The following is a 14,026-nucleotide window of genomic DNA, read 5'->3' as shown; positions in this document are numbered from 1 at the left end:
AAAGTGAAGACCGGTCTTGGTGCAACGATAATACGGGCGGGCAGGCGGCTGCTGTCGTCGCTGCCGGCGCTGTTCGGGGTGCTGGTCTTCACCTTCCTGCTGATGCGCGTCCTGCCCGGCGACCCCGCGGTGTTCTTCGCCTCGGGGCCCAATGCCGGCAAGGAGGAGATCGAGCAGATCCGCAAGCAGATGGGGCTGAACAAGTCGGTGCCGGAGCAGTTGGTGTTCTATCTCTCCGACATCGGCCACGGCAATCTCGGCCGTTCCATGATGACGGGCCAGCCGGTGCTCAAGGACCTGCGCGAGCGGCTCCCGGCCTCGCTGGAGCTCACCTTCACCGCGCTCCTGATCGCGCTGATCGCGGCGGTGCCGCTCGGCGTGGTCGCGGCCTTGCGGCCCGGATCGATCGTCGACCACAGCGTGCGCCTGTTCTGCGCGCTCGGTGTCTGCGTGCCGACCTTCGTGTCGGGCCTGCTCCTGATCTACGTCTTCTATTATCTGCTCGGGCTTTCGCCTGATCCGACCGGGCGGATCGACGTCTTCACCTCGCTGCCGCCGCAGCACACCGGTTTTCTCTCCATCGATTTCCTGCTCGCGGGCGATCTCGAGGGCTGGTGGGCGGCCTGCAAGCAGTTGATCCTGCCGGCCGTCAGCATGGCCCTGTTCGTGATCGCGCCGCTGGCGCGGATCACGCGCGCGTCGATGCTGGTCTCGCTCGGCAGCGATTTCGTGCGCACCGCGCGCTCGGTCGGATTGTCCTGGCGCAAGGTCGTCGTGACCTACGCGCTGCGCAACGCGATCCTTCCCGTCATCACCATCGCCGGCATCGTGTTCTCGACCATGCTGGGCGCCAACGTGCTGGTGGAGAAGGTGTTCTCCTGGCCGGGCGTGGCGTCCTACGCGCTCGATGCGCTGCTGTCCTCCGACTATGCGCCGGTGCAGGGCTTCGTGCTGCTGATGGCCAGCCTGTTCGTGCTGGTCAATCTCGTGGTCGACATCTGCTACGGCATCGCCGATCCCAGGGTGTCGATCGAATGACCAGTGCAACCCTTCGCCATTCGGTCTGGATCCTGCGCGGCAATCCGCTCACGGCCGTCGCCGCGGCCGGGGTGACGCTGTTCGTCCTGGTCGCGATCTTCGGTCCCTGGATCGTGCCCTACGATCCCGTGGTCTCGAACGTCTCGGAAGCCCTGCTGCCGCCGAGCGCGGCGCATCTGGCCGGCACCGATCAGCTCGGGCGCGACGTGTTCAGCCGTCTCATCATTGCCGCACGGCTCGACCTTGCCATCGCCGTCTCCGCGGTCGGCATCTCCTTCGTCATCGGCGCCGTGGTCGGCGCATTCTGCGGCTATGCCGGCGGCCGGCTCGATCGCGCCGTCGGCCGTTTCGTCGACGTGATGATGGCGTTCCCCCTGTTCGTGCTGGCGATGGCGATGGTGGCGGCGCTCGGCAACCGGATCGAGAACATCGTGATCGCGACCGCGATCATCAATCTTCCCTTCTACATCCGCTTCGCGCGCGCCGAGGTCAACGTCCGACGCAATGTCGGCTGGGTCGAGGCCGCACGCGCCTGCGGCGAGAGCCATTTTTCCGTGGTACTGTGCTTCCTGCTGCCGAACATCCTGCCGGCGATGGCGGTGCAGATCTCGCTCAATCTCGGCTGGGCCATCCTGAATGCCGCCGGCCTGTCCTTCATCGGCCTCGGCGTCAAGCCGCCGACGCCGGAATGGGGCATCATGGTCGCCGAGGGCGCACGCTTCATCTCGACCGGACGGTGGTGGCTGGTGGCCTTTCCAGGCCTTGCGCTGATGATGGCGGTGCTGTGCTTCAATCTCCTCGGCGATGGGATGCGGGACATTCTCGATCCCCGGATGCGCACATGAGCGAGGACCTGCTCAGGATCGACGACCTCCACGTCGCGTTCTCGACGCGGCGCGGAATGGTCGAGGCCGTGCGCGGCGTGACGCTGACCGTCAAGGCCGGCGAGATGCTCGGCCTCGTCGGCGAGAGCGGCTCGGGCAAGTCGGTCACCGGCTTTGCGACGACGCGGCTGCTCGATGCCGCCGGGCGCGTCACCGGCGGCAAGATCCTGTTTCGCGGGCAGGACGTTACCAAGCTCAGGGGCGATGACCTCCGCCAGCTCCAGGGTGCCGCGATGTCGATGATCTTCCAGAACCCGCGGGCGGCGCTCAATCCGATCCGGGCCATCGGATTGCAGATCGCGGATGCGATCCTCACGCACAAGCGCATCTCGAAGGAAGCTGCGCGCGCCGAGGCGCTGGACCTGCTGCGCGCCGTTCAGATCCGGGATCCCGAGCAGCGGATGAACGCCTACCCGCACGAGCTCTCGGGCGGCATGTGCCAGCGCGTCATGATCGCGATTGCGATCTCCTGCAATCCCGCGCTGCTGATCGCCGACGAGCCGACGACCGGGCTCGACGTCACCACGCAGAAGGTGGTGATGGATCTCCTGGCAGACATTGCCGCCGCGCGAGGCATGGCCACGATTTTGATCACGCATGACCTCGGCCTCGCGGCGCGCTATTGCCGCCGCATCGCCGTGATGGAGCGTGGCCGCATCGTCGAGGAGGCGAGCCCCGGCAAGCTCTTCAGCGCGCCGCAGCACGCCTATACGAGGCGCCTGGTCGCGGCATCGCCGACGGCGACGTCACGGATCGAAGACCTCGTGACTGAGGAGGAGAGAGAGCGTTACAACGCCATTCTCGACAAACCACGGCCGGTGCTGCCACATGGCACGCCGCCGCTGCTGGAAGTGCGCAAGCTCGCAAAGCGCTTCGACCAGGGCTCGGCCGCGGTGGCCGACTTCTCGATGACCATGGCCGGCGGCGAGAGCGTCGGTCTGGTCGGCGAGTCCGGCTCCGGCAAGAGCACGACGTCGCGGATGATCTGTCGCCTGATCGACCCGAGCGAAGGCGACATCGTGTTCGACGGGCAATCGATCGGCCACGTGGCGTCGCGTGATTTTCACCGCTCGCCGCTCCGCAAAGAGATCCAGATGGTCTTTCAGGATCCGAACGAGAGTCTCAACCCGCGCTTCACGGCGTTCGATTGCATTGCCCATCCCTTGATGCGGCTCGACGGCATGCGCACGGGTGAGGCGCTGCGTCAGCGTGTGGAAGAATGCGCGCAACGCGTCGGACTGCCGCTTGATCTGTTGCCGCGGTTTCCGCATCAGCTCTCCGGCGGACAGAAGGCCCGCGTCGGCATCGCCCGCGCCATCGCCTGCCGGCCGCGGCTCCTGGTGCTGGACGAGCCGACCGCTGCGCTCGACGTTTCGGTTCAGGCGGTGGTGCTGCAACTGCTCGATCGGCTGCGACGCGAGAACGACATCGCGCTGCTGTTCGTCAGCCACGATCTCAACGTGGTACGCATGCTCTGCGACCGCACCATCGTGCTGCGCAATGGCGGCATCGTCGAGCAGGGCGAAAGCCGGGCGCTGTTCGACAATCCGAAGACCGACTACACGCGCAGACTGGTCGAGGCGATCCCGCACATCGAGACCGGACCGACGCTGGCGGCCGCTCTTTGAGGCCTGGCGCGGCCAAAAAAGAGAGATGAGATCCCGCTGGCGAAGGGGCATTTAGTGGCATACCATTTGCTTGCAAATGGGTTCGGTTTCACTTTGCCCTTGGCCAACGATGGCCGGAATCACGGCATTACTGGAGGACTTCATGGATCGCAGGACCGTATTGAAGGGACTGGCCGGCGCGGGCGGTCTGGCATTGACCGGTCTCTCGGCGCCGGCGATCGCGCAAGGCGCATCCGCCCGGACCCTGCGCTTCGTACCCCAGGCCAATCTCGCGAATTTCGACCCGATCTGGGGTACCCAATATGTCGTGCGCAATGCGGCCGCGATGGTCTGGGACACGCTTTACGGCATCGATTCCTCGTTGCAGCCGCAGCGTCAGATGGTCGAGTCCGAGGAAGTGACCGACGACGGTACGACCTGGACGTTCAAATTGCGGCCGGGCCTCAAGTTCCATGACGGCGAGCCGGTGCTCAGCAAGGACGTCGTTGCAAGCCTGACGCGCTGGTCGGCGCGCGATCCGATGGGATTGATGATCAAGGCGCTGCAGCAGGAGCTCACGGCCGTCGACGACCGCACCTTCAAATGGGTGCTGAAGCAGCCCTTCCCGAAGATGCTCTACGCGCTGGGGAAGAACAATTCGCCCTGCGCCTTCATCATGCCGGAGCGTATCGCGCAGACCGATCCGTTCAAGCAGATCGGAGACTATGTCGGCTCGGGTCCGATGAAGTTCGCCAAGGGCGAGTGGGTGCCGGGCGCCAAGGCCGTGTTCGAGAAGTTCGCCGATTATGCGCCCCGCCAGGAGAAGTCGTCGTGGCTGGCTGGCGGCAAGCAGATGCTGGTCGACCGCATCGAATGGATCGTGATGCCGGATCCTGCCACGGCCGCCGCGGCGTTGCAGAACGGCGAGGTCGACTGGTGGGAGAACCCGATTGCTGACCTCGTTCCGGTCCTGAAGAAGAACAAGAACATCAGCGTCGATATCGGCGATCCCCTCGGCAATATCGGCTCGTTCCGCATGAACCATCTCTTTGCGCCGTTCAACGACGTGCGGGCGCGGCGTGCGGTGCTGATGGCGCTCAGCCAGGAAGACTATATGCGCGCGATCGTCGGCGACGACAACGCGCTCTGGAAGCCGCTGCCCGGCTTCTTCACGCCGGATACGCCGCTCTACACCGAGGTGGGCGGCGAGATCCTGAAGGGCAAGCGCGATCTCGACGCGGCCAAGAAGTTGCTTGCCGAAAGTGGCTATTCCGGTCAGCCGGTGACCTGTCTGGTCGCGCAGGACCAGCCGATCACCAAGGCGCAGGGCGATGTGACCGCGGACCTGCTGAAGAAGCTCGGCATGAATGTCGACTTCGTTGCCACCGATTGGGGCACCGTGGGATCCCGCCGCGCGGCGAAGACTCCGCCGGGACAGGGCGGCTGGAACATGTTCCATACTTGGCACGCTGGTGCGGACTGCACCAACCCGGCGCCGTACACGGCCATTCGCGCCAACGGCGACAAGGCCTGGTTTGGCTGGCCGAACAGTCCCGGTACCGAGAAGGAGGTGGCGTCCTGGTTCGAGGCCAAGAATCTCGACGAGGAGAAGGCCGCCATCGGCCGCCTGAACAAGGCGGCGCTCGACGACGTCGTCTATGCGCCGACCGGCTTCTTCCTGAGCTACACTGCGTGGCGCAAGAACGTCTCCGGCATCACCAAGGGGCCGCTGCCGTTCTTCTGGGGCGTGTCCAAGTCTGCATGATCGTGCGCTGAGGCCAGATGCTCTCCTACATCCTTCGCCGTATCGCCGCGACCTTGCCGGTCATGGCCATCGTCGCGCTGTTCGTGTTCAGCCTGCTCTATATCGCGCCGGGTGATCCCGCCGTGGTGATCGCGGGCGACCAGGCGAGTCCGGAGGATGTGGATCGCATCCGGCAAAGCCTCGGCCTCAACCGACCGTTCCTGGTCCAGTTCGGAAGCTGGGTCTGGCGCATCCTGCACGGCGATCTCGGCACCTCGATCTTCACCAATCTGCCGGTCTCGGCGATGATCGGGCAGCGTCTGGGTCCGACGCTGTCGCTGATGATCGTCACGCTGCTGCTCACGATCGTGGTGGCGGTGCCGCTCGGCGTGGTGGCGGCGTGGAAGGCCGGCAGCCTGATCGACCGCGTCATCATGGGCTTTGCCGTGTTCGGATTCTCGCTGCCCGTGTTCGTGGTCGGTTACATGCTCGCCTACGTCTTCGCGCTGGAGCTGGAATGGCTGCCGGTGCAGGGCTATACGCCGCTCACGCAGGGCTTCTGGCCGTGGCTCGAAAACCTGATCCTGCCGGCGATCGCGCTCGGCTGCGTCTACATCGCGCTGGTCGCACGCATCACGCGGGCGGCCATGCTCGAAGTGCTGCAGCAGGACTATATCCGCACCGCCAAGGCCAAGGGACTCGGGCAGGGCGGCATCCTGTTCATTCACGCGCTGAAGAACGCGGCGGTACCGATCGTCACCGTGATCGGGATCGGCATCGCGCTCCTGATCGGCGGCGCGGTCGTGACCGAGAGCGTGTTCGCGATCCCCGGCCTCGGCCGCCTGACTATCGATGCGATCCTGCGCCGCGACTATCCGGTGATCCAGGGCATCGTGCTTCTGTTCAGCTTCGTCTACGTCCTCGTCAATCTGATGATCGACGTCGTCTATACGCTCGTTGACCCGAGGATCCGCTATTGACCGACACCACCGTCAATCCGCAATCGCTTCCGGCCGGCCTCGTCGTCGCGCCGCAGCTGCCCGAGATCCTGCGGCCGGTCACGATCCGGCGCGGCCTCGTCGGCCTCCTGCGCGGCCATCCGACGGTCGCCATCGGCGGCGCGCTGCTGCTGACGCTTGTGCTGATCGCGGTCTTCGCGCCTTATCTCGGCACGGTCGACCCGACCGCGCTCGCACCCGCCAAGCGCACCCGGGCGCCGTCGGCCGATTTCTGGTTCGGCACCGACGTGCTCGGCCGCGACATCTATTCGCGCGTGCTTTACGGCGCGCGGGTCTCGCTCACGGTCGGCCTGTCGGTCGCGATCTTTGCGTCCGCCGCTGGCCTCGCCATCGGCATGGTCTCCGGCTTCATCCGCTGGGCCGACGGCATCCTGATGCGGTTCATGGATGGCCTGATGTCGATCCCGCCGATCCTGCTCGCGATCGCGCTGATGGCGCTGACGCGCGGCAGCGTCGGCAACGTCATCCTGGCGATCACCGTTGCCGAAATCCCGCGCGTCTCGCGCCTCGTCCGCAGTGTGGTGCTGTCGCTTCGCGAGCAACCCTATGTGGATGCGGCCGTGGCCTGCGGCACGCGCTCTCCAATGATCATCCTCCGCCATATCCTCCCCAACACGGTCGCGCCGATGCTGGTGCAGGCGACCTATATCTGCGCCAGCGCCATGATCACCGAGGCGATCCTGTCCTTCATCGGTGCCGGAACGCCGCCGACCATCCCGTCCTGGGGCAACATCATGGCCGAGGGCCGCGCACTGTGGCAGGTGAAGCCCTACATCGTGTTCTTCCCGGCGGCGTTCCTGTCGGTCACCGTTCTCGCGGTGAATCTGCTCGGCGACGGCCTTCGCGATGCGCTCGACCCGCGCATGGCCAAGAGTCTGTGATGTTGCCTGTGATGTCGCCTGTGATGGATCGAGGCTGATCGCGATGGCTTTGCTCGAAGTCGAGAACCTCCAGACCCATTTCCGCACACCGGGCGGCATCAATCGCGCGGTCGACGGGGTGTCCTTCCATGTCAACGAGGGCGAGACGCTCGCCATCGTCGGCGAGTCCGGCTGCGGCAAGTCGGTGACCTCGATGTCCTTGATGCGGCTAATCCCGGAGCCGCCGGGCAGGATCGCAGGCAGCATCCGCTTTGCGGGCAGGGACCTGCTGAAGCTGTCCGATCGCGAGATGCGCGCGATCCGTGGCAACGACATCTCGATGATCTTTCAGGAGCCGATGACCAGCCTCAATCCGGTCCTGACCGTCGGCCGCCAGATTCGTGAGACCTTGATGATCCATCAGGGCCTCGACAAGCAGGCGGCGGAGGCGCACGCGATCGAGATGCTGACGCTGGTCGGCATTCCCGAGCCGAAGCGCCGCGTGCGCGAATATCCGCATCAGTTGTCCGGCGGCATGCGCCAGCGCGTCATGATCGCGATCGCGCTCGCCTGCAATCCGAAGCTTCTCATTGCGGACGAGCCGACAACCGCGCTCGACGTCACGATCCAGGCGCAGATCCTGAAGCTGATGCTGGATCTGAAGCACCGCGTGGGTGCTGCGATCATCCTCATCACCCACGATCTCGGCGTCGTCGCCGAGATCGCCGAGCGTGTCATGGTGATGTATGCCGGCCGCAAGGTCGAGGAGGCGCCGGTGGCGGAGCTGTTTCGTTCGCCGCGTCATCCCTACACACAAGGTTTGCTTGGCGCGGTGCCGCGGCTCGGCTCGTCGCTGACGGGCACGGCAAGACGGCTTGCGGAAATTCCCGGGCAGGTACCAGATCTCAGAAAGCCGATCATCGGCTGCGTCTTTGCCGGCCGCTGTGCGCTTGCGACCGATCTGTGCCGGCAATATGCGCCGGGGCTCGAAGAAAAGGGCCCTCGCCACGTCGCCGCCTGCCACTATGCGGCCAAGGGAGCCGTCGCGGCATGAGCCCTCCGTTGCTCCAGGTCAACGACCTCAAGAAGCATTTTCCGGTCAACAAAGGCCTTTTCGGACGCAAGTCCGAATTCGTCTATGCAGTCGACGGCGTGTCGTTCGAGATCGCGCGGGGCGAGACCCTGTCGCTGGTCGGGGAGTCCGGCTGCGGCAAATCGACGGTCGGCCGCGCCATCCTGCGGCTGTTCGAGATCACCTCGGGGCAGGTCATCCTCGACGGCCAGAGGATCGACGACGCCGCGCCGAGCACGATGCGCCAGATGCGCCGGCGGGTGCAGGTTGTGTTCCAGGATCCGTTCTCGAGCCTCAATCCGCGCATGCGCGTGCGCGACATTCTCGCCGAGCCGATCCGCAATTTCGGCCTCGCCAAGTCTGCGGAGGATCTCGAGGTTCGCGTCACGTCGCTGATGGATACCGTGCGCCTGCCGCGCGAGGCGCTGAACCGCAGGCCGCACGAATTCTCCGGCGGCCAGCGTCAGCGCATCGGCATTGCGCGCGCGCTTGCGGCCGAACCCGAGCTGATCGTGTGCGACGAGGCGGTTTCCGCGCTCGACGTCTCGGTCAAGGCGCAGATCGTCAATCTGCTGCAGGATCTCCAGAGCGAGTTCGGCCTCGCGCTGCTGTTCATCAGCCACGATCTCGCGATCGTCGAGCACATGACCCATCGCGTTGCGGTCATGTATCTCGGCAAGATCGTGGAAGTGGCGCCGCGCCGGGAGATCTTTGCCGCGCCAAGGCATCCCTACACCAAGGCGCTGCTGTCGGCGGTGCCGCTGCCGGAGCCCGGGGCACAGCGCAATCCCATCATTCTCAAGGGCGACGTGCCGAGCCCGATCAACCCGCCGAACGGATGCCGCTTTCACACCCGTTGCCCGTTCGTCTTCGACCGCTGCCGGACAGAGGAGCCGATGCTGCGTTCGACCGGAGCCGAGCAGTGGGTGGCCTGTCACCTCGAAGAGCTGCCGTAGGGTCTAGCCCTGCCGGCGCAGGAAACCCGTGATCGTGACCTTGTCCCAGATGCCGGCCGCGGCAAAGGGATCTGCGCGGTTGAAGGCTTCGACCTCGGCGCGGCCTGGCGCCTCGACCAGGAACAGGCTGCCGATCATCGCCTGGCCGTCATCGGAGACCAGCGGCCCCGACATCACGATCTTGACGCCGAAGCGCGAGGTATCGCTCAGGAAGGACTTGTGCGCGTCGTAATTGGCAAGCCGCGTGGGCAGCGCACCGGTGCGGTCGAGAGCGTGAATGGCGAACAGCATGGTGGTCTCCGTTTCTTGCTTCGGTTCTTGGGACGGCCGCGGGGGGCGGCCGTCCGGACTGGACGTGATCGGGTGGTCTACTTCGCGCCGAGCTTGCCGGCGTCTTCGAAGGTCGGACAGGTCCGCTGCTCCAGCGGGACGTCGAACGGCTGGTAATTGGCCTTGGTGATGACGGTCGGCTTCAGCACGATCTCGCTGATGACAGGCTGATTGCGCAAGGAGCGGATCGCCATCATGGTGCCGAGACAGCCTTGCGCGAAACCGTTGTAGTCGCCGCTCGCCAGCAGCTTGCCGGACTTGATCGCGTCGATCGCCTCCTTGGTGCCGTTGATGCCGATCACCTGGGCCTTGCGATTGGCGCCGTCGAGCGCCTCGATCGCGCCGACCGCCATGGCGTCGTTGGCGGCGAGCACGCCGTCGATCTGCGAGTTCGACTGCATCAGGTTCTCCATCACCTGGAGGGCCTGGAGCCTCTGATAGTTGCCGGGCTGGGAGGCCAAAAGCTTGGCGCCCGGATTCTCCTTCAGCGCGTCGTTGAAGCCGCGGACGCGGTCGACATTGGTCAGCGAGCCCTTGACGCCCTCGATGATGACGATGTTGCCCTTGCCGCCCAGCGTCTTCAGCAGGAAGCGTGCGGTCTCGAGCCCGAGGCTGTAGTCGTCGGCCCCGACGAAGGACAGGAACTTGCCGCCGGCTGAACGGTCGGTGATGTTGACGACCGGGATCTTGGCTTCGTTGATCTTCTCGACGCCGGGCACCATCGCCTTGTAGTCGACCGGCGTGAAGACGATCGCGCTCGGCTTCTTCACCACGACGTCCTCGATCTGGCTGAGCTGCTCGGGGATCGAGTCCGGCTTGGTCGGGATGTATTGCAGCGTCTTCGCGTTCAGCGTCTTCGCCATGTTGTCGGCGCCGACCCTCACCGTCTGGAAGAACGGATTGGTCTGGTTCTTGGTGAAGACGGCGATGGTCTCGCCATCGGCGCGTGCCCCGGTGGTGAACGCGGCCGCCATCAGCAGCGGTAGCGCCAGATAGCCAAGTTTCTGTTTCATGTTGCCTCCATCCCTTGTTTTGCTTGTTGGAACTTCAAGAACTCATTGCGCGCGGCGGCGGGTCTTCATGTCGAGCCAGACCGCGAGAATGACGATGACGCCGGTGACGAGCGGCTGCCAGTTGGCACTGACCGAGAGCAGGTTCATGCCGTTCAGCACCAGGGTGAGGATCAGCGCGCCGATGAAGGTGCCGAACACGGTGCCGACGCCGCCGAACAGCGAGGTACCGCCGATCAGCACGGCCGCGATCGCGGGCAGCGTCAGGCTCTCGCCGATGTCGGCCTCGGCCGAATTGAGCCGCGACAGGAAGATGATCGAGGCGAGTCCGGCCATGGTGCCGGAGACGGCATAGACCAGCAGCAGGCGTCGCGCGACCGGGATGCCTGAGAGCCGCGCCGCGACCGGATTGGCGCCGATCGCATAGATCTCCTGGCCCCAGACCGTGCGTTGCGCAAAGAACGTCCCGATCCCGAGGAAGACCAGCAGCAGATAGACCGGGATGGGCAGGCCGAACAGATAGCCGCTGCCGATCTGACGGAAGCCGGCCGGGAAGCCGTGCAATGTCTCGCCCGCCATGTACCAGTAGGTGAGGCCGTTCAGCACCCAGAGCATGCCGTAGGTGGCGATGAAGGAGGGGATGCGGAGCGCAGTGACCATGATGCCGTTGAGCAGGCCGACGATGCCGCCGCAGGCAAGGCCGGTGAGGATGCCGAGCGCCGGCGAGCCGGTCGTGTGGATCACGGTCCCGGCGATACAGGCGGACAGCGCGACATTGGCGCCGACGGACAGATCGAGGCCGGCGGTCAGCACCACCAGCGTCAGGCCGGAGGCGATGAAGAAGGTCAGGCTCGCCTGCCTGAGCACGTTGAGGATGTTGCCGAGGCTCAGGAAGGAATCGCTGAGCACGGCGAGCACCGCGCAGATCAGGAGCGCCGCGAGCAGGCGGTAGAACACCTGGATCGCGTCCTGCGAAAGGAACGAGCGGGGCGGCGCGATAGCGTCCTTGGTGATGTCGGTCATGCGCGGCTCCTGAGGCCGTCGAGGAACAGGGCAACGATGACGAGCACGCCGACACTTGCGACCTGCACGGAGGACGGCAGCGAGATCAGGTTCAGCCCGTTGCGCAGCACGCCGACCGAGAGGACGCCGAGCAGCGTGCCGAGCAGCCAGCCATTGCCGCGCTCGAACGAGGTGCCGCCGACGGCGACCGCGGCGATGGCATCGAATTCGAGGCCAAGACCGGCGGTGGGGTGACCGGAGTTCATCCGCGCGGTCATCAAGAGACCGGCGATGCCGGCCATGGCGCCGCCGATTGCGTACACCGCGATCAGGAGCCGGTTCGGCGAGAGGCCGGCATAGCGCAGCGCCTCGCGGTTGCCGCCGAGGGCGAAGATGTAGGTGCCGAACCTCGTATGATAGAGCAGCACGTGGAAGACCGCGTAGGTCACGAGCGCCATCACGATCGGAACGGGGACTCTCAGAAGCGTCGCCGAGTAGATGTCGCGCACGCTGTGGGGAATGCCGACCACGCTCTGGCCGTCGCTGACGATCAGCGACAGCCCCTGCGCCATGCCGAGCGTGCCCAGCGTCGCGACGAAGGGCGGAATGCCCACGATCGCGACCAGCCAGCCATTGGCGAGGCCGAAGGCCGTGCCGACCAGCAGGCCGGCACCCAGGCCGAGCAGCATCGACTTGGTCGCGAGCGACACGATGGCGACGCAGAGCGAGGTCAGCGTCAGCACCGCGCCCATCGACAGGTCCAGCCCCTCGGTCATGATGATCAAGGTCATCGGCAGCGCGAGCATGGTCAGGATGGTCGACTGCACCAGCACGTTGGAGAGGTTAGCGACGGACAGAAAGCCGGGCGCGATCACGCTGAACAGTGCGATCAGCAGCACCAGCACCATGGCAACGCCGGGAATCCGCTGCAGCGGATTGGGTTGAGCGACGATCGCGGCCTCACGCATGATGCATCCCCAATCGCACGATGTTCTCCTCGGTCAATTCGCTGCGCGTCAGGTGTCCGGCGATGCGCCCCTCGCGCATCACATAGGCGCGGTCGCAGACATGGCAGATCTCGACCTGCTCGGACGAGATCATCAGGGCCGCCGCGCCTTCCGCGACGAGGCGGTCGATCAGCGCGAAGATCTCGGACTTGGCGCCGATGTCGATGCCCCGCGTCGGCTCGTCGAAGATGAACAGCTTCGAGCCGGCAGCCAGCCATTTGCCGATCACGACCTTCTGCTGGTTGCCGCCCGAGAGCAGGCCGACGGTCTGCCGTGCGCTTGGGGTCGCAATGCGCAGCTGGCGGATCAGCCCGTCGGCGGTGCGCTGGGCTCTGCGCTGGTCGAACAGCCCGCTCGGGAACAGCTTTCGCAGCGCCGATACCACCAGATTGTCGCTGACCGAGCGCAGCAACGCGAGGCCTTCGCTCTTGCGGCTCTCGGGGATCAGCGCGATGCCGCGGCGGGCGGCGAGGTCGGGCTCGCCGGAAATGCTCTTGCCGTCGAAGATGATCTGTCCTGATGTGACGGGGTCGGCACCGAAAATGGCGCGCGCGACCTCGCTGCGGCCGGAGCCGACGAGCCCGCACAGGCCGACGATCTCGCCCCGGCGCACCTCGATGTTGATGTCGGAGATGCCGGTTGGCGCGGTCAGGCCCTTGACCTCGAGCAACAGCTCGCCGGGCTTGTCGGTAAAGTGGCGCGGATAGGTCATGTCGACGTTGCGGCCAACCATCATGCGGACGAGCTGGTCCGGCGTGACGTCAGCGGGACGGACGCCGTCGATGCGACGGCCGTCGCGCAGCACGGTGATGCGATCGCCGAGCGCGAACACCTCGGCCATGCGGTGCGAGATATAGACGATAGAGACGCCGTCCGCCTTCAGCCGCGCAATCAGCGCGAACAAGAGCTCGGTCTCGCGGTCGGAGAGCGCCGCGGTCGGCTCGTCCATGACCAGGATGCGGGCGTCCTGGCTGATCGCTTTCGCGATCTCGACCATCTGCTGCTGCGCCACGCCGAGCTTGTCGACGGTGGTGGAGGGATCGATGTCGAAGCCGATCGTGCCGAGCACGCGCTTTGCATCGGCGAGGATCTTGCGGCGGTCGATGGTGCCGGGGATGCGGCCCTTCGGCTCGCGTCCGAGGAAGATGTTCTGGGCGATATCGAGATGGGGGACCAGCGAGAATTCCTGGAAGATCACGGCAATGCCGAGCTTCTGCGCGTCCGCGGTGGAGTTGATCGCGACCGTCTCGCCCTTGTAATAGAACTCGCCGGCGTCGGCGCGGTAGGCGCCGCAGAGCACCTTCATCAGGCTCGATTTGCCGGCGCCGTTCTCGCCCAGCAGCATGTGGACTTCGCCGGGGTAGACGGCAAAGGACACGTCATCCAGCGCCTTGACGCCGGGAAACTCCTTGCTGATGCCGCGCAGCTCCAGCAGCGGCGTGGGTGAGGTGACCTCGATCGGGAGCGCGTCGCTCATGACTTTTGACTCATGCCTTT

The 14,026-nt window shown here is 65.6% G+C and carries 13 protein-coding genes; 8 read left to right on the top strand and 5 right to left on the bottom strand.

All coding sequences use genetic code 11. The annotated features are described in order from the left end of the window. Window positions 1–3 precede the first annotated feature (3 nt). From XH96_RS25740 to XH96_RS25705, 8 genes are all read left to right on the top strand, one after another. Window positions 4–1,038 carry an ABC transporter permease gene (locus XH96_RS25740; RefSeq protein WP_194388224.1) on the top strand — a complete coding sequence of 345 codons (1,035 nt, stop codon included), beginning with the start codon at window positions 4–6 and terminating at the stop codon, window positions 1,036–1,038. Continuing rightward, window positions 1,035–1,883, top strand: coding sequence for an ABC transporter permease (locus tag XH96_RS25735; RefSeq protein WP_194388223.1), 849 nt, complete (start codon window positions 1,035–1,037; stop codon window positions 1,881–1,883). The genes XH96_RS25740 and XH96_RS25735 overlap by 4 nt, the downstream gene beginning before the upstream one ends. After that, window positions 1,880–3,550, top strand: a complete 1,671-nt coding sequence (nikE, locus tag XH96_RS25730; RefSeq protein WP_194388222.1) for an ABC transporter ATP-binding protein — start codon at window positions 1,880–1,882, stop codon at window positions 3,548–3,550. Before XH96_RS25735 ends, nikE begins: the two co-directional genes overlap by 4 nt. 142 nt (window positions 3,551–3,692) lie before the next feature. After that, window positions 3,693–5,294 (top strand): ABC transporter substrate-binding protein, encoded by a 1,602-nt coding sequence (locus XH96_RS25725; protein ID WP_194388221.1) that lies wholly within the window; start codon window positions 3,693–3,695, stop codon window positions 5,292–5,294. A gap of 17 nt (window positions 5,295–5,311) precedes the next feature. Then, window positions 5,312–6,253, top strand: a complete 942-nt coding sequence (locus XH96_RS25720; RefSeq protein ID WP_194388220.1) for an ABC transporter permease — start codon at window positions 5,312–5,314, stop codon at window positions 6,251–6,253. After that, window positions 6,250–7,173: an ABC transporter permease gene (locus tag XH96_RS25715; protein WP_194388219.1), complete on the top strand. Its 924-nt coding sequence runs from the start codon at window positions 6,250–6,252 to the stop codon at window positions 7,171–7,173. Before XH96_RS25720 ends, XH96_RS25715 begins: the two co-directional genes overlap by 4 nt. A gap of 43 nt (window positions 7,174–7,216) precedes the next feature. Beyond that, window positions 7,217–8,206: an ABC transporter ATP-binding protein gene (locus XH96_RS25710; protein WP_194388218.1), complete on the top strand. Its 990-nt coding sequence runs from the start codon at window positions 7,217–7,219 to the stop codon at window positions 8,204–8,206. Beyond that, window positions 8,203–9,180 carry an ABC transporter ATP-binding protein gene (locus XH96_RS25705; protein ID WP_194388217.1) on the top strand — a complete coding sequence of 326 codons (978 nt, stop codon included), beginning with the start codon at window positions 8,203–8,205 and terminating at the stop codon, window positions 9,178–9,180. Before XH96_RS25710 ends, XH96_RS25705 begins: the two co-directional genes overlap by 4 nt. A gap of 3 nt (window positions 9,181–9,183) precedes the next feature. Here XH96_RS25705 and XH96_RS25700 read toward each other — a convergent pair whose 3' ends face one another. The 5 genes from XH96_RS25700 to XH96_RS25680 all read right to left on the bottom strand — a co-directional run bounded on the left by XH96_RS25700 (window position 9,184) and on the right by XH96_RS25680 (window position 14,006). Continuing rightward, complete coding sequence (locus XH96_RS25700; protein ID WP_194388216.1) at window positions 9,184–9,471, bottom strand: YciI family protein; 288 nt, start codon at window positions 9,469–9,471, stop codon at window positions 9,184–9,186. A gap of 77 nt (window positions 9,472–9,548) precedes the next feature. Continuing rightward, complete coding sequence (locus XH96_RS25695) at window positions 9,549–10,523, bottom strand: sugar ABC transporter substrate-binding protein (RefSeq protein ID WP_194388215.1); 975 nt, start codon at window positions 10,521–10,523, stop codon at window positions 9,549–9,551. Between the two features lie 42 nt (window positions 10,524–10,565). Next, complete coding sequence (locus tag XH96_RS25690) at window positions 10,566–11,543, bottom strand: ABC transporter permease (protein ID WP_194388214.1); 978 nt, start codon at window positions 11,541–11,543, stop codon at window positions 10,566–10,568. After that, window positions 11,540–12,490 (bottom strand): ABC transporter permease, encoded by a 951-nt coding sequence (locus tag XH96_RS25685; protein WP_194388213.1) that lies wholly within the window; start codon window positions 12,488–12,490, stop codon window positions 11,540–11,542. Before XH96_RS25685 ends, XH96_RS25690 begins: the two co-directional genes overlap by 4 nt. Further along, entirely contained in the window at window positions 12,483–14,006 is a 1,524-nt protein-coding gene (locus XH96_RS25680; protein WP_194388212.1) for a sugar ABC transporter ATP-binding protein, read from the bottom strand. Before XH96_RS25680 ends, XH96_RS25685 begins: the two co-directional genes overlap by 8 nt. Window positions 14,007–14,026: the final 20 nt, after the last annotated feature.

Source organism: Bradyrhizobium sp. CCBAU 51765 (genome assembly GCF_015291725.1).
In the GTDB taxonomy this organism is placed as follows: domain Bacteria; phylum Pseudomonadota; class Alphaproteobacteria; order Rhizobiales; family Xanthobacteraceae; genus Bradyrhizobium; species Bradyrhizobium liaoningense.
Note: the sequence above shows the minus strand (reverse complement) of the source record. Positions and strands in the feature narration are given on the sequence as shown.

Bases quoted from the DNA above. Each gene is read 5' to 3' on its own strand.
- XH96_RS25735 (WP_194388223.1), top strand. From the start codon at position 1,035: ATGACCAGTGCAACCCTTCGCCATTCGGTCTGGATCCTGCGCGGCAAT.
- nikE (WP_194388222.1), top strand. From the start codon at position 1,880: ATGAGCGAGGACCTGCTCAGGATCGACGACCTCCACGTCGCGTTCTCG.
- XH96_RS25725 (WP_194388221.1), top strand. From the start codon at position 3,693: ATGGATCGCAGGACCGTATTGAAGGGACTGGCCGGCGCGGGCGGTCTG.
- XH96_RS25720 (WP_194388220.1), top strand. From the start codon at position 5,312: ATGCTCTCCTACATCCTTCGCCGTATCGCCGCGACCTTGCCGGTCATG.
- XH96_RS25710 (WP_194388218.1), top strand. From the start codon at position 7,217: ATGGCTTTGCTCGAAGTCGAGAACCTCCAGACCCATTTCCGCACACCG.
- XH96_RS25705 (WP_194388217.1), top strand. From the start codon at position 8,203: ATGAGCCCTCCGTTGCTCCAGGTCAACGACCTCAAGAAGCATTTTCCG.
- XH96_RS25700 (WP_194388216.1), bottom strand. From the start codon at position 9,471: ATGCTGTTCGCCATTCACGCTCTCGACCGCACCGGTGCGCTGCCCACG.
- XH96_RS25695 (WP_194388215.1), bottom strand. From the start codon at position 10,523: ATGAAACAGAAACTTGGCTATCTGGCGCTACCGCTGCTGATGGCGGCC.
- XH96_RS25690 (WP_194388214.1), bottom strand. From the start codon at position 11,543: ATGACCGACATCACCAAGGACGCTATCGCGCCGCCCCGCTCGTTCCTT.
- XH96_RS25685 (WP_194388213.1), bottom strand. From the start codon at position 12,490: ATGCGTGAGGCCGCGATCGTCGCTCAACCCAATCCGCTGCAGCGGATT.
- XH96_RS25680 (WP_194388212.1), bottom strand. From the start codon at position 14,006: ATGAGCGACGCGCTCCCGATCGAGGTCACCTCACCCACGCCGCTGCTG.